Here is a 17,637-nt window from a genome sequence, read left to right as displayed (position 1 = left end):
GACAGCTCCCAATTTTGGGAGCTGTCTCTTTAGGTTTTGGCAGCGTTTTTCTTTTTCATGCGTTTCTGCCCTTCCCTGCATAACGTCAAAAGCGGGCATTCTGAGCATTGCGGATTCTTGGCTGTACAATAATACCGGCCGAAAAAAATCATACGATGATGCGTATCCGCCCACTCGTCTTTTGTGACCTTTCGCATCAGCGTTTGCTCTACTTCCAGCACTGAATCCTTCCAGCGGCATATTCCTAAACGTTTAGCGACGCGTTCCACATGTGTATCGACGGCAATTGCTGGTTCGTTAAAGGCAACAGATGCGACGACATTAGCTGTTTTACGGCCGACACCTGCCAGTTTCATCAGTTCTTGTTTTGTCTTTGGCACCTCTCCGCCGTAATCATCAATAAGCATTTGGCAAAGCTTACGGATATTTTTGGATTTATTGCGGTATAAGCCAATCGATTTAATATCCTGCTGCAGCTCTTCTAAGGGAACAGCCAGATAATCCTCTGGTGTGGTATATTTTTGAAATAGTGAAGAGGTAACTTTATTGACTAAGTTATCTGTACACTGAGCTGATAGTACAACCGCAATCAGAAGTTCGAATGGATTCGCATGATCCAATTCACACTGTGCTTGCGGATACATCTCCTTCATTACATCCAGACAGTACTGAACCTGGGATTTGTTCAACATTCCCCTATTCCTCCTCGAGCCAATTATAATAAATCGATGTATCCCGTTCAGAGCTGCCGGAATCCTGTTTGGGCGCTTGTTTTTGATGGAAGGCTTTACTGCTTTGGCGCGCCTCTTCAACTGATTGAATACCTTTCTTCTTCCAGTCACGCAGAATACGATCAATATACTTAAAATTAAGTTTCCCCATTAATACTGATTCTCTCAAGCCAGCTTTTATAAGCTCAGGCGGCAGATTATCTTCATCAAGCCATGTATTGATCATTTCAATTTCAAAGGGTGATAAAGGCCGTCCAAACTCTTGTTCAAATAAGATAAAGATTGTTCCATCATTGTTTTCTTTCGCTTCCTGTTTTTCAGCAAATAACACTTCCCATAATGGATTAAGACTATACGCCTCAGTTATTTCGTTTTGCTCATTTCTAAATTGTTCAATGGATAAAAATTGCTGCTGAATAAGCTTGCGCAAAATATTAGCGCATTCCTTTTCAGTGATAGTTAAATGATTGGCCAAATCACCAGGCGTCGGAAAGTCATTTTTCTCATGTAAAAATCGCAGCAGCTGCAAAATAACCATGACTTCTCTTTCCGTCAGACCCAATGCGGCATATTTATCAAGTAATTGAACGGGTACAGGCACTTGGTTCAGTAAGATATCCTGATATGAAATAAATTTTGCCATACATGATACACCTCATTTCCAAGTATAGCACGATAAGGCCATGAATCTTAAACGAAGTCATTAAAAATGTGCTGTTATCATTATACGATCCCGCCGATATTTGTTAATACAGGCATTCACTTACATTCAGAACTGTCCGGCGAAAAAACCCTTGCACTTCAAGGGCAAGGGTTTTTCTGACAATGGTTGTTAAGACCCATAGGTTTCTGGTTTACAGATCGTGCGTTTCCAGTATTATGAATGCACTTCTGCAAATCGCCTGATTCGCTTGGCAGCTTCCTTCAGTGTTTCAGTTGAAACAGCATATGATAATCTTACGTTGCTCGGGGCGCCAAATCCGCTTCCCGGAACCAGAGCAACTTTTTCTTCCTCCAGCAAAGCTTTGACCCAGTCGTCAGCTGAATCAAATCCGCCTTTACGAACAGCTTCCTGTATGTTCGGGAATAGATAAAAAGCTCCTTTTGGTTTAACGCAGGAAATACCTGGTATATCCTTGAGCAAATCATACATGAGATTCAGCCGTTCATGAAATATCTCCCGCATTTGGTTAACTGGCTGATCGTCTGAACGGTAAGCGGCCAGTGCCGCATACTGAGCGATTGATGCTGGATTAGAGGTTGAATGGGATGCGAGACTGGTCATAGGCTGGATAATGTCCTTGGGCCCAGCGGCATAGCCAATTCGCCAGCCTGTCATTGCATGTGATTTGGACACGCCGTTAATAATGACTGTATTGGCTTTGAATTCATCAGATAGTGCCGCGACAGATACATGATCATCACTGGAATAAATTAATTTTTCATAAATTTCGTCAGAGATCATTAACACATTCTGCTGCACACAAACGTTTCCCAGCTGTTCCAGTTCCTGCTGATTGTACATCATACCAGTTGGATTGCTTGGTGAATTGATAATGAAAGCTTTTGTTCTCGGTGTAATAGCTTGTTTTAACTGATCAGGTGTGATTTTAAAGTCATTCTGTTCGTCAGCATTAACATAGACAGGCTGTCCTTCAGCTAATTTAACCTGTTCAGGGTAACTTACCCAGTATGGCGCGGGGACAATCACCTCATCTCCCTTATTCAGAAGCACCTGAAAAAGGGTGTACAAAGCATGCTTGGCCCCTGTTGTGACAATCACCTCATCAGAAGCATATGTCAGTTCATTATCACGTTTAAGTTTAGCTGTAATAGCCCCTTTCAATTCCGGTATACCGCCTGATGGTGTATATTTGGTTAACCCTTGACGCATCGCTTCCTCGGCTGCATCAAGAATATACGCGGGTGTATTAAAGTCCGGTTCCCCGACACCAAGTCCGATGACATCGTATCCCGCACTCTTCAGTTCGTTTGCCTTAGCTGTGATGGCCAGTGTAGCTGAAGGGGTTAATGATTTAACCCGATTTGCCAATTCCATTGAATCACTCTCCCTCGATTAGTTGATTATAACGCTGCAGCTTGATCTTTGTGCCGTCAAAAATAGAAAAAAGCGCCATAACATATCGATTTTTTGCGTCTTTATAGGTCGCTTCCCAAACCGGTTCTGGCCCATCTTCATCTTCTGCAGTGACACCCGGATCTATGCCGATCATTGTACATGATGAACATTCGCTGTTCCACTGATTTCGAATTGTTTCTTTGGAAACCATATCTGATTGTTGCACTGTGAGAGCTTCAGCCTGGTCCGTATCGAAAGGATAAAAAACGATCATTTTCCCCTTTTTCGCTTTTCCATAGACTGTGTAATAAGCTTTTTCACCATGATAACGCTGAATTTTATTAACGGTATTTAAGGACGTTTCTTTAAGAACCTGCTCCCTTACACGGTCAAAGTCGGCTGTACGGGAATCCTCGATGGTCTGATACAAATATACACCGAAAATAATACTCACTATAAGCAACAGACCTATGCTGCCGCACACCCATTTGAGCCACGCCGGAAACGTCATCCTGGTGATTTTATTAAACATTCTTCAATATATCCTGTTTGTGATATATCCGGCTTTGAATAACCATTATTTAGCCTCCGTTAATAAAGACTGTCAGCTTTATCATATTTTGCTACTTATACCGTTAATGGTGATGCAAACACTACGAGTAACGTTGAAATGAAATGAGCAGATTTGCATTTACAGCATACCGTATAACAAGCATTGCGGCAAATGTGTTTCCTTTAAATTTCAACAAAATTTCCGGCCCCATACTCTCTGGATACTGATGCAGTGCGACTGCATCAGTATTTTTCTTTGTGATCCGTCGCATTCGTTAAAACCATTCGGCTGCCTTTTTAATTAGTTCACGTGTCGAATCATACGTTTGTGGCACCGATGGGATAGAGTCGGTGAAGAACGTGCCATACTTTGCTTTTATAATACGTGCATCACAGACAAATACGATGCCCCGGTCACTGGCTGAACGTATAAGGCGTCCAAATCCCTGTTTAAACCGGATAACGGCGTTAGGCAAAGCCATGTCAAAAAAGGGATTCTTCCCCTCTTTTTGCAGCGAATTGGACTTGGCTTCATAGACAGGATGGTTTGGCGGTTCAAACGGCAATCTTACAATCACAAGACATGATAAGTCCTGTCCGGGGACATCAACACCTTCCCAAAATGAACTTGTACCTAAAAGAATGGACTGATTGAATGATTGAAAATTCTTTTTCAGTCTGGTCCTGCTGCCACTGGAAATACCCTGGGCAATTAGCATATACGTGTCAGTATCAATGGTTTCACTTAATAAAGCATAGGCTTTACGGAGCATATCATAAGATGTGAATAATACCAGCATACGCCCATCTGTTATATGCGCCAGAGAAATAATGGCTTCACATGTCGCTTGGATAAATGCCTCCTGATTTCCGTACCTTATGTCCGGAAAATCATTGGGAACCATGAGCTGCACCTGTTCCTGGTAGGGAAATGGTGACGGAATCTTGGCTGTCAGCAGATTTTCCGGAGAGAGCCCAAGTCTTTTCTGACTGTACGAAAATGAATTTCGAATCGACAGCGTTGCACTGGTTAAAACAATGCTGTCCTTTTGATTGAAAAGATCATTTTCCAGCAGTGCTGAAATATTGGTCGGTTCACTGTATAAATACACAGCATTTTTTGCGCCGTGCGCTTCAATTTCCATCCACTTCACCATCTGGTCATCCGATGTTAAGAAGAGTTGTTCCGCGCGGTCTATGATTGACTGAAGCGAATCCATGTGTTTAGGCAAGTCATTTGCATCACTGTGGTCAGCGGATCCTTCCAGTTTTTCTTTCAGCTGCGAAAGCATCTGAATCAGATCACGGAGATAAGATGTCAGCCTTGTGACCATTTCTTTTATGACTGACCAGGACGCATCGTCTTCTTTTTCTTCATAAAAGCGGTATTGTGTCCTTCCAATATCACTGAATGTTTTACGCGTCTTTTTCTGGTCGATGACATACTGAAACAGCATGCGGAACAAATCATCGAGTTCATATCTTGCCTTGCTATGAATAGCGTTCCATTTTTCTTCCGGAAAATAAACGGTTTCACTGCCTGACGCGCGCTGCAGCAGTTTGGCCAGCCAATTTTCACTCTTTGTTTCGCCAATTTGCGACAGAATATTCTGGGCATAGACATAATGAAGCCGCAGACCATAGTGTTTAGAGGCTGTTTCTTCCAAATGATGCGCCTCATCGATAATGGCTTTATCGTAGGATGGCAGCAATTGAAAGTCATTAAAGATGTCTGTGCACAGTAACGCATGATTTGTTATAACAATATCAGCCTGCTGCGCTCTTTTGCGGGCACGCTGATAAAACGAACGGGAGAACCACACTGATGACGGATCAGGCGGTCCCTCAGCGTCGGTTGAGATTTGCCGGTAGAACACATAGCCGCTGGAAGGAAGCTGAATTTCATCAATGTCCCCTGTTTCCGTTTCAGTCAGCCAGACAAGTATCATGGCTTTAGTAAGAGTGATGTCATAATTATCTGATTCCCTTGAGGCTAAAACCCGTTCAAACTTTTCCAGACTGATGTAGTGCTGTTTGCCCTTTAACAACGCGGCATCAAAAGAAAAAGGAACAAGTCTGCGAATGAATGGTATTTCCTCTTCAAGCAGCTGTGTCTGCAACTGGGTCGTATATGTGCTGATAACGACTTTTTTCTGTGTGGTTACAGCTTCATAGACAGCAGGCAGCAGATAAGCCAGCGATTTTCCAGTCCCGGTTTCTGCTTCGATCAATGCATGCTGCTTCGTTTGGAACGCATCGTATACTGTCTCGGACATGGTGCGCTGACCGGTCCGTTTTTCATAGTGCGTCATCTGCTGTTCCATTGTACCTTGCGTTTCATAAATGGCATCCAGGTATTCTCCAAAGAATGTGTCAACCTGCGGAAGGTCAGATTTGGCATTAGCCATGCTTTTAATCGCAAGTCCCCTGTAGACATCACTATCAGCACGCTTGTCAGATAAATAAGCAAGTCTCTGCCTCTGCTGGTCTAATAAATGGTATAAATCCGAGTCCAAGTCCTTTTCCAGCCACAGCAAATGATCTATTGTTTCATATGGCAGTGATCGCAGCTTCTGCAGCAAAGCTAATAATATGTGAGCTGTCATACGGGCATCGGTAATGGCACGATGCGGCTCATCATGATGAATTTGCAAGTAATCTGCCAGCTGCCCTAATTTAAATCCCGGAGCCTGGGGATAAAGAAAACGTGCAAGCTCGACTGTGTCTAACACAGCATTATGTAAAGCCGGAAAACCACTTGCAGTAAGCTCTTCGTTTAAAAAGCCGAAATCAAACGGCACATTATGAGCCACAAGGTAGCCTCCAGCAAATAAGTCAGTAATTTCTGCGGCCTTTTCCGCGAACACAGGTGCATTTTCCACGTGTTTGTCACAGATTCCTGTTAAATTGCTTATAAAGGCAGGAATTGGCATATTCGGATTTAAAAAAGTTGAAAAATCATCTGTTATGGTGCCATTTTCAATGACAACAATGCCTACTTCAATAATTTTATCTGGATTTACCGGTGAATGACCGGTTGTTTCTAAATCAATTACAACATATTTTTCATTCATTTTGCCACCTTACTCTCGTTAAACTTACCCAGGGAACATATGTATCATGCCCCGTTACGTAAGCCAGGAAATTTCACCGGAATACACGTTTTGCGTTTCACCAGCATCTGTCTGAACAAGCAATGCCCCATCATCTGCAATACCGGCCAAAACAGCTTCAAATACTGTCTGGTTTGTCTGTACTCTAATTCTTTCACCGATGCGGTATGCATATGTTTCCCATTTTGTTTTTATACCAGAAAAACCGATGTCAATGAAGGCATCGTACGTTTTCTCAAACGAGCGCAGCAGACTCTGAATCAGTGGAACAATCGGCTGGTCCTCACCTGTTTCTGACTTGATAGAAGCTGCCTGTTGTTTAAGGGGTGCAGCAAAATCGTAGAGTGTCTGATTGACATTCACGCCAATTCCTACAATGACATACTGAGTCCGGTCCTGTTCAGCCTGCATTTCAGTTAATATGCCAGCTATTTTTTTATGGTTGATAAGCAGATCATTCGGCCATTTGATAGCTGGCGCTGCTGCTGTTTGTTTTGTTATGACATCGGCAAGAACTGTTGCTGTTAAGAGTGTTAGCCGTGTTGCTGCAGCAGGCGTTATTGCTGGGCGCAAGATCAAACTCATCCATACACCCTTATTTTTGGCTGATTTCCAGGCACGGCCCATCCGTCCCCGGCCATTTGTCTGTTCGTCAGCTATGACCACCGTTCCATGTTCAGCATTGTTGCGGGCAGCTTGCTGGGCTATTTCCTGTGTTGATTCTGTCGATGTTTTATGGATAATTTTTTGGCCCAGCCATTCAGTCTCCAAACCCCATTGAATCGTATTTGGACTTACTTTATCCGGTGACTGAACAATTCGGTACCCTTTACGGGGAATACCCTCAATGACATAGCCATCCTTTTCTAATTCCTTCATATGTTTCCAGATAGCACTGCGCGAGATATGCAAACGGTCAGATAATAATTGACCGGAGATGTATGTACCCTCAGTCGTCGTTAATAGTTCAATTAAGTGATAACGGGTGGATTGCATTTTAACCATTCCTTTAAAGTTTCCTGACGGTTCGCAAGCTGTCCTGTCACAACCTGTTTTTCAAGCTGGTCAAGCGTTCTGCCAATCCAGCGGCCAGGTTCGTAAGCAGGAAAAACCCGGCGCAGTTCTGTTCCATCAATTTCCAGATCTTTCTTGGAATGGATGGGAAGTGAAGCTTCAATTTGCCTGACTGCATACGCTGACAAATCTTCAGTAAGCAGTATATTAACTAATCTGCAAAAATCACTATAAACATTCGCATCTAAACTATAGACAAGCCAGTGATCCAGCCCTTTGCTATGATAATACGACAGAGCTTCAGCTAAGGCAGAAGCGTCATGTTTAATCTGGTTAGAACATTTCCATTGCTTCACCCACTCTTGAATGGGTATGGCTGGTTCAATCCAGTGGAACAAGGCAATGACTGCCCCGAAAGACTTTAACGATTTCATATGCTGCGGTATACGCCCTGTTATAGCTGGATAATCTTTTAAAATGGGTAAATAGCCGGAGAGTGCTATTGTCTTAAAATAATGCATGCCTGTATTAATATACTGCCCTTCGAAGAATTTCGCTGTCTCCTGGGCAATCCGTTCTACAGCAATCGTTGCGATACCAGCATTCAACGTATTCATCGCTGTTAGAGTCGCTTCTTCAATCTGAAAACCAAGCTGACTGGAAAATCGGAGAGCGCGCAGAATACGGAGCGGATCTTCCCGGAAACGTTCATAGCTGTTTCCGACGGTACAAATCAAGCCCTTTTCCAAATCTTCCTTGCCATTGAATGGGTCAATCATGATCCCGTGTCGGTTCATAGCCAAAGCATTTATCGTGAAATCGCGTCTCTGCAGATCCTGATCAATTGTCTGAACAAACTGAACGGCGTCAGGATGGCGCTGATCTGAATAGTCATCTTCCACTCGGAATGTTGTGACCTCATAAGACTGCTGATCGTATCTTACAATCACTGTCCCATGCTGTAAGCCGACAGGGATGACTTTCTCAAACATTTGCTGAACTGTCTGCGGATGAGCAGATGTAGCAATATCAATGTCACCAATAGGCCGGCCAAGAAGCCAGTCTCTGAGGCAGCCACCAACAAAGTAGGCTTTGTGACCATTTAATTCCATTCGTTTCAGTATATCACATGCTTGTTCAAATTGTTTAGGTACCGGCACCTGCATCACCACTCATGTCACTGATAAGTTCATCATATAAATCAAGGTATTGTTTGACAATATCCCTTGAATAAAAGTGTTTTCGGGCATATGTCAAAGCATTTTGAGCATATTGCTTCTTTAAATCATCATCCTGAAGTAAGTAAACGGCATAGCCCGCAGCTGAATCGATATCACCGGGTTCAACAATAAACCCGGTTTCACCATGTTCGATCACTTCCGGAATACCTCCTGTGTTTGTGCCAATACAAGGTACTTCGCAAGACATAGCCTCCAGAAGAACCAGGCCAAAACTTTCTTTTTCCGACATCAGCAATTTTAAATCAGAAATTGATAGCAGATCACTGACATTTTTTTGTTTGCCTAAAAACAAAACGTGCTCGTTAAGTCCGAGTTCAGATACAAGCTGATACATTTCGGAGTATTCCGGACCATCGCCAACTAAAAGAAGTTTAGCCTTGACGTCATTTTTAATTTGCTGAAATGTGTAGATAACATCCTGGACCCGCTTAACTTTACGGAAATTGGAAATGTGAATGACAATTTTTTCATCTGCTGCAATGCCATATTGTTCACGGATTGATGGGTTGTCCGTTTTTGCATAATCGTCTTCATTGACAAAGTTATAAATGACCCGTATAGCTTTGTCAGCTTCAACAGTATTGTACGTTTGGTTGACAAGACTGTCGGAAACAGCTGTAACAGCATCAGATTGTTCGATGCCGTACTTAATCATTTTCTTGAGCGAATGATCAATGCCGAGCACCGTGATATCAGTCCCATGCAGGGTTGTAACAATCTTGACGTCATGTTTAGCGATACCTTTTGCCAGGATGGCACAGACAGCATGCGGCATAGCATAATGAACGTGCAGGACATCCAGTTTCTCCTGGTCGATGACTTCTGCCATTTTATTGGCAAGCGCAAGATCAAATGGCGGGTATTGAAACACCGGATAATGATTAAGTTCGACTTCATGGTAATAAATATTGGGATGGACCTCGTTTAGACGGAATGGCAGGCTGGACGTTATAAAATGGATTTCATGACCGTCTTTTGCCATCATCATCCCTAATTCTGTAGCGATAATACCTGAGCCACCGACTGTCGGGTAGCATGTGATACCTATTTTTTTCATGTGATAGGACCTTCCTGTTTCATTTCCTTAACACTCTGTCTTATATCATCCCGCTGTAGAGACTGGATTAGTATCTCAGCTGCTGCCGGGTTAGTTGCCAGCGGAATGAGATGAACGTCACATAAGCGCAACAGAGCACTGACATCCGGTTCATGCGGCTGTGCTGTCAGCGGATCGCGGAAAAAAATGACGATGTCCATGTCGTTATTGGCAATCTTTGCTCCTATTTGCTGATCTCCGCCAATGGGTCCGGATTGAAAACAATGTACCGATAAACCCGTCCCCTCGGCGATCTTTTCACCAGTTGTACCCGTGGCAAACAGGTTGTGTTCCTGAAGCGTGTGCCGGTATTTTTTGGAAAAATGAAGGATCTCCGGCTTCTTTTTATCGTGAGCAATCAATGCGATATTCATGGAACCACTCGCCTATTCAAGTATATTTTCCAGTCCATAAACAAGTCCGTTTAATGACATAACCGTGTTCACCGAAAGTTTAACCCCTTCCATAAACGATGCGCGGTTGTAAGAGTCATGTTTGATAGTCAGGGTCTGACCAGGGCCTCCGAAGTCAACTTCCTGATGCGCCATAAGTCCAGGCAGCCTGACACTATGAATGTGCACGCCATCCGTTTCAGCACCCCGTGCACCATCCATAACTTCTTTTTCGTCTGGATGGCCCTGCTGTTTGCTTTCTCGTGTTTCCTGCATCATCTGAGCCGTTTTAACAGCTGTACCTGAAGGCGCGTCCAGTTTCTGATCATGATGCTTTTCAATGATTTCAACATCCGGCAGGTATTTAGCAGCTGTTTTGGCAAATTGCATCATCAGGACGGCTCCAACGGCAAAATTGGGAGCGATGATACAACCAATGTTGTTTTGCGCTGCCAAATTCTCCAGTTCAGTAATTTGATCGTTCGTAAAGCCGGAGGTTCCCACAACTGGACGAATCCCCTGTAAAAGGGCTGCTTTTGTATGCTCAAAACCTGTCCCAGGCACAGTCAGATCGATCAAAACATCTGCATCCACTTTTTGAAAACATTGCTCAGGATCGTCAAAAATGGGGACATCTAAATCGGGAGCGCCATCAAGGTCGTTTAGGGTCTGGCCATTATTCTTTCGATCAATACAGGCAGCCAATTCGAACGTTTTGTTACGACTGACCATCTGTACAGCTTCGGAACCCATCTTTCCCCTGGGTCCGGCAATAACAATATTAATTGACATCATTTCATCCTCCTGTGCTGTTGAATGACGGTGTTAGTCTTTATGTGTCCAGCGATCGCTGTCACGTGTTTCGATTTTTTGCATTGACGTATCAAAAGCTTCAGATAGATCAATATCAAGTGAATTGGCGAAACAAGTTAAGACAAATAGGATATCACCAAGTTCGTCTTCGACCGTATTTACTTTTTCCGTTGTTTTTTTAGGCTTTTCACCATAATAATGATTGATTTCCCGGGCCAGTTCACCTGTTTCTTCACTTAGTCTGGCTATGAGGCTCAGCGGTGAAAAATACCCTTCTTTAAATTGGGATATGTAATCATCAACCCGTTTTTGCATTTGATCTGTCTGAAAAGCCGGGTGATCTGTCGTCATGTCCATCGCCTCTTTATTAGAAGTTAATCTGGTTTCATCTTAGCTAAAAGCAGCCATTTTGACAAATTATTGGCCTTTTTTGACTTGATTGCTTTTTACATGCAAGCTTATAATAAGCACTATCTGATTTAACAGGAAAGGAGGTTCTCGAATGCTGTTTGGGCTTAAGTTAAAAAATATCCTGTTTATTTTGCTTGGATCGGCTATTTTTGCGTTTGGTCTTGTACATTTTAATATGGAAAATAACCTTGGTGAAGGTGGTTTTACAGGGCTGACGCTGCTTTTCTATTTTCTGTGGAATTGGGATCCATCCATTTCGAATATCGTTCTTAATGTCCCGATCTTTTTCATTGGATGGAAATATCTTGGACGCAACACATTTATTTACACGATTATTGGAACCTTCGCTGTTTCCCTATTTTTGGACCTTTTTCAAATAAATCCTCTGCAGATTGATCTGCAGTCTGATATGACACTTGCATCCTTGTTTGCGGGGGTTTTTGTTGGCATCGGTCTGGGAATTATTTTTCGCTACGGCGGTACAACAGGCGGCGTTGATATTCTCGCAAGACTTGTCAATAAGTATGCCGGCTGGACAATGGGAAGAACCATGTTTTTATTTGATCTGCTGGTTATTGCAACCTCTATTATCACCTATTTGGATATGATACAGGGAATGTACACATTGCTCGCCGTTTACGTTGGCTCAAGAGTTATCGATTTTATTCAGGAAGGTGCTTACGCGGCCCGCGGGGCAACAATCATATCCGGACACAGCCAGGAGATCGCACAAGCCATTATTGAAAAAATGGACAGAGGCGTTACGGTCTTAGATGGACGTGGAAGTTACACAGGCGAAAAACGTGATGTCCTGTACTGCATTGTTGGCCGAAATGAAATCGTCCGGCTGAAAAACATGATTGATGCGATTGATCCCCAGGCATTTGTAGCTATGAGTCCCGTGCATGATGTTGTTGGAGAAGGCTTTACTCTGGACGAAAATAAAAATAAACTTCAGGACTGATGCGTCTCGTGTAACGGTTAAGCAAACAAAGAAAAATGGGCCGCAGACTCCAAATGCGCCCCATTTTTCCTGCAAGTATTATATTGTAAGCTGTGTTATCACTCACTGCTTGCGCTATAAATGAATATAAACCGAGCTAATTCAGCAACAGCGACAAGCGCAGCAGCCACATAGGTTAACGCAGCAGCATTCAGGACTTTCTTTGTCTCGCGCTCTTCATTATTGCGTATGACACCAGTTGATACGAGTTGTGTCATGGCTCGGCTGGAAGCATCAAATTCCACCGGCAGTGTCACCAGCTGGAAAAGCACAGCGGCAGACATGAAGACAATACCAAGTAAAATCATGTTGGTCATATCAAAAAATATGCCAGCCAATAAAAAGAAGATAGACAAATTGGAGCCCGTATTAGCGATTGGGACTAAAGCATGTCTGAATCTTAGAAACGCATAGTCCTGGTCATCCTGAATAGCATGTCCTACTTCGTGTGCAGCAATAGCGGAAGATGCCATCGACTGGCCATGATAGATGTCTTTGGAAAGATTGAGTGTCTTTTTTTGCGGATTGTAATTATCCGATAACGTTCCTTTTGTTTCCCGAATCTGTACATCATAGATACCATTCTCATTCATAATCTGACGAGCAACTTCAGCACCTGTCATACCAGATGATGTCGCTTTTTTGGAGTATGTTTTATACGTCTTTTTTACTTTTGATTGCGCCCATATCGGAATAATCATTAGAAGCGCTATATAAATTAAATAGCCGCCAATACCCTCGAGCATGTTCATTCCTCCATCACTTTTTATACTTCCGTAAATGTTATTCTAGGCTGTTAGTCAAAGACCGTCAACTATTTGAATTTTTATCAGATTGTTTCCGTTTTTCGGCTTTATACTTACGCCAGCTGACATACGTCAATGTAATGGCTATCGATCCGCCAACGATGCCTACTACCCAGTAAAACGGTACCATCGTCACATTGCCAGCAGCATCAGCTGGATGAGAATCTGCAAAGGCGATCATCGGTGCTGATAAAAGGCTGGCAGCCACTAAACACAGCGCAATTACCAGTAAACGCTTCAAGTCCTTCATGGTGTCACCTCACATAACATCTTCTCTACAATGTATGTGTTAATGAATCCATATATTACTTGTCATACTGCGATTTTTTGCCTTAATGGTTAAAATGTAAGCCAGCCCAATTGATACAATACTGAGCCAAAAGGTAAAATAGCCTATCTCATTCATATAAGTCATTAACGACGAGTAGACGGGCATCTGTCCAAAAACATAATCAATGATATCATTATGAAGAACCCACACAGCTGCAACAGCTATATGACGCCCTGCAATTTTATAAAACGGGGCATACAAGAGACCCTGAATTGCCATAGCGCCATGCGAGACCATCAGCATATAGCCCGGCCATCCCAGTGATCCTTCTACAGCTAATGTCAGTAAGTTCATAGCAACTGCCCAAACACCATATTTAAATAAACTTATCACGGCCAATGCTTCAATATAAGGAGCGTTCTTCCTGAAAAGAAAAAACAGCAGCACAATCGTAAAAAAGAGGGTGGCCGTCGGACTGTCAGGAACAAAAGGCAGAAAAAGGGCTGGCGTTTCAGCCATTTGATAACGATACCAATAAAATCCGTAAACTGTACCGAAAAAATTGATGATAAACAGCAACCATAATACCCGTTTATCACCCAATATGTATTTTATCATGACATATTCCTTTCTTATTAGAATAAAAACACCTTCACCAGCAGTGCTTGGCAAAGGTGTTTTTAACTGACAAGCTAGTTGTCATCCTCATCTTTATTCACGGACACTATAAATTCAGCAAGTGTCTGCAATTCTTCATCAGATCCTGAAAACTGACCTGCCGGCATAGATCCAATTCCATTTTGGGCAATGTCCTTAACCTCGTCAACAGAATGATCAACACCAATTAATGGTGGTGCCGACGCTCCTCCTTGAAGATCTTCACCGTGACAGCTCATACAATTATCCTTGAATACTTTATAGCCATCGGAATCCTTGTCAATATCTGTCTGTTCAGATGGCGGAATGGGCTGATTAGCCTCCGCCCGCTGTTCCCAATTAACTTCAGATGCCGATTCATAGGTCAGCCAAAAGACCGAAACAAGTGCCAGAAGCATCATGCCAACAGCAACGGGACGCCGATGGGGCCGTCTGCCCGGACCTTTATCCAGAAAAGGAGCTAATAGCAACCCGCCGAAAGCCAATCCGGGAATAACGATAATACCAATTAAAACGAATGGACCACTGGCAAAGTCATATTTCAGCAATTGATATAAAAATAAGAAGTACCAGTCAGGCAGTGGTATATAACCTGCATCAGTTGGATCAGCCATTCCCTCAAGCGGGGTTGGGTCGGCTATTGTGAGACAAAGAAAACCGACTAAAAATACAGATCCTGCCAGCCATTCTTTCAACAGGAAATTCGGCCAAAACGCTTCAGTCCTGCCAGGATACTCTGAGTAGTCTTTTGGTATATTCGGTTTGCGTTCAGCGGAGATACGGGAATCCCCGACAAACTTCATTCCTTTACCCTTATGCACAGCTCACCCTCCTCTTTATTATAATGGTCCGGATATTCCCTGCTTACGGATTAAGATAAAGTGTACACCCAGTAAAACGAACAATACAGCAGGCAGGAAAAAGACGTGAATCGCAAAAAATCTGGTCAATGTCTGGGCACCGACAATATCTTCATCGCCAGCAAGTAATGTTTTAAGTTCGTCCCCAATAAACGGGACGTCTGATGCAATATTTAATCCGACTTCAGTTGCAAAGTATGATTTGTTATCCCAGGGCAGAAGGTAACCGGTGAATCCCAGTCCAAGTATGCTGAAAAACAACAGGACACCAACCATCCAGTTAAGCTCACGCGGCTTTTTGTATGCGCCCTGGAAAAACACACGCAACGTATGTAGCAATAGCATGACGATTACCACACTGGCTCCCCAATGGTGCATTCCACGCACAATCTGGCCATGTGCCACTTCTGTCTGCAAATAGTAAACAGAACGCCAAGCATTTTCGATATCCGGTACATAATACATCGTCAAGAACATGCCGGAAAGTATTTGGATAACCACGACGAAAAAAGTCAGTCCGCCAAAACAATAAACAAATGCGGAAAAATGATGAGCCGGATTAACGTGTTCAGGGACTTCGTGGTCTGCCAAATCGCGCCATAATGGTGTTACATCAACGCGCTCGTCTATCCAATCATATAACTTTTGCAGCATTGCCCCTTAATCCTCCTCTCTTGGTACTGCCTTACCCAGAAACAACATACCATTTTCGACTTTTTGTTCATAAATATCTAATCCCTTTGGCGGCGGTGTTCCTGGAACATTTTCGCCATCCTTATAGTACAGCCCGCCATGGCAAGGGCAATAATACTTATCGGGATGGTCATCGCTGCCTTCCCATGAAACAACACAACCAAGATGTTTACAGATTGGCGAAAGCGCAACGATGTCGCCATTGTCATTTTTAAAAACCCACGCTGATTTAGTTACATCGGATTCATACCAGCCATCTTGCTGGCTTATCTCCCAGTCCACGCGCTGTGGTTCACTTGTAATATCATCGACGGCAATCTGAACGTTGCTGAAATCGCCATCATTTGTTTCTTTCTGCAGAACTGGATCAATTGCCATTCTTAATGGCGAAACGATTAAGCCAGCGGCCATAAATCCACCTACACCTGTAAGCGTGTAATTCAAAAACTGACGACGGGATACAGGTTGTTTGTCTTTGCTCATTAAATTTCCCCCCTCTATACATTTTTCACGGACCTTATTATATAATCAAATTACTAGGACACTGCTATCATAGCGTAAACTCTTGATCCGGTCAATATTTTCCATTTTCTGTACTGATTTGCAGTGTGCCTCTTCTTTAAGTATATCAGATGCTTGAGATGAAATCGAAAAAATATGCGTTTAATTCAAACTTTTTTCCAATAGGAACGTATTAACTTTGTTATTTCCTGCACCTGACTGCGCATAAAACTTTGCAGCTCATTTGATTTTATGGATTCGAAAGCAGCTGATTGAAGCCATAATAATGTTCCTTCCAACTCCTCTTCCCTGGTTTTCCAATCTGAATCCAGAGTGACAAAAAATATGTAGCTAAACGGCTGTGAGCGAATATCACTAACCCATGTGTGCAAACGATCCATTTCCGTTTTCTTATCTGCTGTTGCCAGATAAGCGAAATCCGGTGTTAAAACGACCCGGCCAGTCAGTTCCTTTTCAAGCTCGCGCGTGAATAAAGTGATCATATCGCGCTGAAATGCGTTGTGCTCAAGATTGGCATCATCTGACAACTGAAAGGGAAGCAATGGAATAATGGCAGTATCTACATATTCTTTAGCCTCACTATATTGCTGCAGATCTTCCTTAGTCCATTTCATAGTTTGCGTCTTTTCCTCCTGTCTATACATTTATTCTAAAATAGGTTATTTAACTTTATATTAGCCCACTGATACCAGGAAAAGCAACCTTAGAAACCCCTTTCATTGTCTGTCAGGAAACTTAAACTAAAAAATAGCCAGTATGACTGACTATTTTAATTACCTGCTGGCTATTCTGCTTTAATTAGCCATCCGTATTTTCTAACTTATGCAACTGCTTCACCCATTTATTGAAGTTTTGCTTATGACGCTTATCCAGAGCCTTATTGATGTTTTCTTGTATGGTTTTGAGCTGGTAGTCATAAATTGTTTTCTCTAATATTTTCTGTGCCCTTTCCTGATCCTCAGCGGTGATAAAATAATCATCCGGAAGAAACGGATTATCGATAAGTACGGCCGCATATAATGCATTCTGATTCTCATTCTGGAAGCTTAACTGAATATACAGAGGTGTGTTCTGATTCATACGAATATCATGAAACGCTTTTTCAGGGTCCGTCGTCACAAGCTGCTTTTTGTGAAAGCGAAAGGCTGTCTCAGTCGAACTGGTGCTGCTTATAATAAACCCTCTGGGACAGAATTTAGCTTCGCGCACAAAATGAACGTTTGACAGAAGTGTCTGGTGATTAAGGATATAATTGAGAATCCACACGCTTTCACGTTTTTTCAGTTGATAATGACTCAAAAACCATTCGATAAAACTCTTTTTATCCTGAACGGAAACAGGCGATTGCATCAGGATCGAGGCCTCCTCAAAATTAGTCCATG

The 17,637-nt window shown here is 42.8% G+C and carries 20 protein-coding genes; 1 reads left to right on the top strand and 19 read right to left on the bottom strand.

The genetic code is table 11. The features are described from left to right. Window positions 1–29: 29 nt before the first annotated feature. The 11 genes from nth to ACFQU8_RS13740 form a co-directional block, all read right to left on the bottom strand. A complete protein-coding gene (gene nth, locus ACFQU8_RS13790) occupies window positions 30–692 on the bottom strand; it encodes an endonuclease III (protein ID WP_382361438.1) in 663 nt (220 codons plus the stop codon). 4 nt (window positions 693–696) lie between these two features. Beyond that, window positions 697–1,374, bottom strand: a complete 678-nt coding sequence (locus ACFQU8_RS13785; RefSeq protein ID WP_382361435.1) for a DnaD domain-containing protein — start codon at window positions 1,372–1,374, stop codon at window positions 697–699. Window positions 1,375–1,608: 234 nt separating this feature from the next. Beyond that, on the bottom strand, window positions 1,609–2,790 hold the full coding sequence (locus ACFQU8_RS13780) for a pyridoxal phosphate-dependent aminotransferase (RefSeq protein ID WP_382361432.1): 1,182 nt from the start codon (window positions 2,788–2,790) through the stop codon (window positions 1,609–1,611). A gap of 4 nt (window positions 2,791–2,794) precedes the next feature. Further along, window positions 2,795–3,343 carry a cell wall elongation regulator TseB-like domain-containing protein gene (locus ACFQU8_RS13775; protein ID WP_382361429.1) on the bottom strand — a complete coding sequence of 183 codons (549 nt, stop codon included), beginning with the start codon at window positions 3,341–3,343 and terminating at the stop codon, window positions 2,795–2,797. Between the two features lie 295 nt (window positions 3,344–3,638). Next, window positions 3,639–6,437, bottom strand: a complete 2,799-nt coding sequence (gene dinG / locus ACFQU8_RS13770; protein ID WP_382361426.1) for an ATP-dependent DNA helicase DinG — start codon at window positions 6,435–6,437, stop codon at window positions 3,639–3,641. Between the two features lie 54 nt (window positions 6,438–6,491). After that, window positions 6,492–7,481 carry a biotin--[acetyl-CoA-carboxylase] ligase gene (locus ACFQU8_RS13765; RefSeq protein ID WP_382361423.1) on the bottom strand — a complete coding sequence of 330 codons (990 nt, stop codon included), beginning with the start codon at window positions 7,479–7,481 and terminating at the stop codon, window positions 6,492–6,494. Further along, window positions 7,448–8,656 (bottom strand): CCA tRNA nucleotidyltransferase, encoded by a 1,209-nt coding sequence (locus ACFQU8_RS13760; RefSeq protein ID WP_382361420.1) that lies wholly within the window; start codon window positions 8,654–8,656, stop codon window positions 7,448–7,450. The genes ACFQU8_RS13765 and ACFQU8_RS13760 overlap by 34 nt, the downstream gene beginning before the upstream one ends. Then, a complete protein-coding gene (gene bshA, locus ACFQU8_RS13755; RefSeq protein WP_382361417.1) occupies window positions 8,637–9,788 on the bottom strand; it encodes an N-acetyl-alpha-D-glucosaminyl L-malate synthase BshA in 1,152 nt (383 codons plus the stop codon). Before bshA ends, ACFQU8_RS13760 begins: the two co-directional genes overlap by 20 nt. Continuing rightward, window positions 9,785–10,201, bottom strand: coding sequence for a methylglyoxal synthase (gene mgsA, locus ACFQU8_RS13750; protein WP_382361414.1), 417 nt, complete (start codon window positions 10,199–10,201; stop codon window positions 9,785–9,787). Before mgsA ends, bshA begins: the two co-directional genes overlap by 4 nt. Before the next feature lie 12 nt (window positions 10,202–10,213). Then, the gene (gene dapB, locus ACFQU8_RS13745; protein WP_382361411.1) at window positions 10,214–11,014 is read right to left on the bottom strand and encodes a 4-hydroxy-tetrahydrodipicolinate reductase; all 801 of its coding nucleotides are present in this window, start codon (window positions 11,012–11,014) and stop codon (window positions 10,214–10,216) included. Window positions 11,015–11,044: 30 nt separating this feature from the next. After that, complete coding sequence (locus ACFQU8_RS13740) at window positions 11,045–11,383, bottom strand: nucleotide pyrophosphohydrolase (protein WP_382361408.1); 339 nt, start codon at window positions 11,381–11,383, stop codon at window positions 11,045–11,047. A 151-nt stretch (window positions 11,384–11,534) separates the two neighbouring features. On the opposite strand from ACFQU8_RS13740, the gene ACFQU8_RS13735 reads away from it, so the two are divergent. Further along, window positions 11,535–12,407 (top strand): YitT family protein, encoded by an 873-nt coding sequence (locus ACFQU8_RS13735; RefSeq protein WP_382361405.1) that lies wholly within the window; start codon window positions 11,535–11,537, stop codon window positions 12,405–12,407. A gap of 98 nt (window positions 12,408–12,505) precedes the next feature. Here the strand turns inward: ACFQU8_RS13735 and ACFQU8_RS13730 are convergent, their stop codons facing one another. The 8 genes from ACFQU8_RS13730 to ACFQU8_RS13695 all read right to left on the bottom strand — a co-directional run bounded on the left by ACFQU8_RS13730 (window position 12,506) and on the right by ACFQU8_RS13695 (window position 17,605). After that, window positions 12,506–13,192: a zinc metallopeptidase gene (locus tag ACFQU8_RS13730; RefSeq protein WP_382361402.1), complete on the bottom strand. Its 687-nt coding sequence runs from the start codon at window positions 13,190–13,192 to the stop codon at window positions 12,506–12,508. A gap of 64 nt (window positions 13,193–13,256) precedes the next feature. Next, a complete protein-coding gene (locus ACFQU8_RS13725) occupies window positions 13,257–13,502 on the bottom strand; it encodes a sporulation protein YpjB (RefSeq protein WP_382361399.1) in 246 nt (81 codons plus the stop codon). 39 nt (window positions 13,503–13,541) lie between these two features. Further along, window positions 13,542–14,141: a DUF1405 domain-containing protein gene (locus tag ACFQU8_RS13720; protein ID WP_382361396.1), complete on the bottom strand. Its 600-nt coding sequence runs from the start codon at window positions 14,139–14,141 to the stop codon at window positions 13,542–13,544. A 74-nt stretch (window positions 14,142–14,215) separates the two neighbouring features. Further along, the gene (locus ACFQU8_RS13715; protein ID WP_382361393.1) at window positions 14,216–15,001 is read right to left on the bottom strand and encodes a menaquinol-cytochrome c reductase cytochrome b/c subunit; all 786 of its coding nucleotides are present in this window, start codon (window positions 14,999–15,001) and stop codon (window positions 14,216–14,218) included. Between the two features lie 18 nt (window positions 15,002–15,019). Beyond that, window positions 15,020–15,694: a menaquinol-cytochrome c reductase cytochrome b subunit gene (gene qcrB, locus ACFQU8_RS13710; RefSeq protein ID WP_382361390.1), complete on the bottom strand. Its 675-nt coding sequence runs from the start codon at window positions 15,692–15,694 to the stop codon at window positions 15,020–15,022. Window positions 15,695–15,700: 6 nt separating this feature from the next. Further along, window positions 15,701–16,216, bottom strand: coding sequence for a QcrA and Rieske domain-containing protein (locus tag ACFQU8_RS13705; protein ID WP_382361387.1), 516 nt, complete (start codon window positions 16,214–16,216; stop codon window positions 15,701–15,703). A gap of 185 nt (window positions 16,217–16,401) precedes the next feature. Next, window positions 16,402–16,869 (bottom strand): DUF2487 family protein, encoded by a 468-nt coding sequence (locus ACFQU8_RS13700; protein ID WP_382361384.1) that lies wholly within the window; start codon window positions 16,867–16,869, stop codon window positions 16,402–16,404. 184 nt (window positions 16,870–17,053) lie between these two features. Next, the gene (locus ACFQU8_RS13695) at window positions 17,054–17,605 is read right to left on the bottom strand and encodes a ReoY family proteolytic degradation factor (RefSeq protein WP_382361381.1); all 552 of its coding nucleotides are present in this window, start codon (window positions 17,603–17,605) and stop codon (window positions 17,054–17,056) included. Window positions 17,606–17,637: the final 32 nt, after the last annotated feature.

Origin of the sequence: Lentibacillus kimchii (assembly GCF_042666895.1) — a bacterium.
Lineage (GTDB): Bacteria > Bacillota > Bacilli > Bacillales > Amphibacillaceae > Lentibacillus > Lentibacillus kimchii.
The sequence above is the reverse complement of the archived record's forward strand: the minus strand, read 5'-3'. Positions and strand labels throughout refer to the sequence as shown.

Excerpts from the sequence above, each read along its gene's own strand:
- nth (WP_382361438.1), bottom strand. The coding sequence starts at position 692 with ATGTTGAACAAATCCCAGGTTCAGTACTGTCTGGATGTAATGAAGGAG.
- ACFQU8_RS13785 (WP_382361435.1), bottom strand. The coding sequence starts at position 1,374 with ATGGCAAAATTTATTTCATATCAGGATATCTTACTGAACCAAGTGCCT.
- ACFQU8_RS13780 (WP_382361432.1), bottom strand. The coding sequence starts at position 2,790 with ATGGAATTGGCAAATCGGGTTAAATCATTAACCCCTTCAGCTACACTG.
- ACFQU8_RS13775 (WP_382361429.1), bottom strand. The coding sequence starts at position 3,343 with ATGTTTAATAAAATCACCAGGATGACGTTTCCGGCGTGGCTCAAATGG.
- dinG (WP_382361426.1), bottom strand. The coding sequence starts at position 6,437 with ATGAATGAAAAATATGTTGTAATTGATTTAGAAACAACCGGTCATTCA.
- ACFQU8_RS13765 (WP_382361423.1), bottom strand. The coding sequence starts at position 7,481 with ATGGTTAAAATGCAATCCACCCGTTATCACTTAATTGAACTATTAACG.
- ACFQU8_RS13760 (WP_382361420.1), bottom strand. The coding sequence starts at position 8,656 with ATGCAGGTGCCGGTACCTAAACAATTTGAACAAGCATGTGATATACTG.
- bshA (WP_382361417.1), bottom strand. The coding sequence starts at position 9,788 with ATGAAAAAAATAGGTATCACATGCTACCCGACAGTCGGTGGCTCAGGT.
- mgsA (WP_382361414.1), bottom strand. The coding sequence starts at position 10,201 with ATGAATATCGCATTGATTGCTCACGATAAAAAGAAGCCGGAGATCCTT.
- dapB (WP_382361411.1), bottom strand. The coding sequence starts at position 11,014 with ATGATGTCAATTAATATTGTTATTGCCGGACCCAGGGGAAAGATGGGT.
- ACFQU8_RS13740 (WP_382361408.1), bottom strand. The coding sequence starts at position 11,383 with ATGACGACAGATCACCCGGCTTTTCAGACAGATCAAATGCAAAAACGG.
- ACFQU8_RS13735 (WP_382361405.1), top strand. The coding sequence starts at position 11,535 with ATGCTGTTTGGGCTTAAGTTAAAAAATATCCTGTTTATTTTGCTTGGA.
- ACFQU8_RS13730 (WP_382361402.1), bottom strand. The coding sequence starts at position 13,192 with ATGCTCGAGGGTATTGGCGGCTATTTAATTTATATAGCGCTTCTAATG.
- ACFQU8_RS13725 (WP_382361399.1), bottom strand. The coding sequence starts at position 13,502 with ATGAAGGACTTGAAGCGTTTACTGGTAATTGCGCTGTGTTTAGTGGCT.
- ACFQU8_RS13720 (WP_382361396.1), bottom strand. The coding sequence starts at position 14,141 with ATGATAAAATACATATTGGGTGATAAACGGGTATTATGGTTGCTGTTT.
- qcrB (WP_382361390.1), bottom strand. The coding sequence starts at position 15,694 with ATGCTGCAAAAGTTATATGATTGGATAGACGAGCGCGTTGATGTAACA.
- ACFQU8_RS13705 (WP_382361387.1), bottom strand. The coding sequence starts at position 16,216 with ATGAGCAAAGACAAACAACCTGTATCCCGTCGTCAGTTTTTGAATTAC.
- ACFQU8_RS13700 (WP_382361384.1), bottom strand. The coding sequence starts at position 16,869 with ATGAAATGGACTAAGGAAGATCTGCAGCAATATAGTGAGGCTAAAGAA.
- ACFQU8_RS13695 (WP_382361381.1), bottom strand. The coding sequence starts at position 17,605 with ATGCAATCGCCTGTTTCCGTTCAGGATAAAAAGAGTTTTATCGAATGG.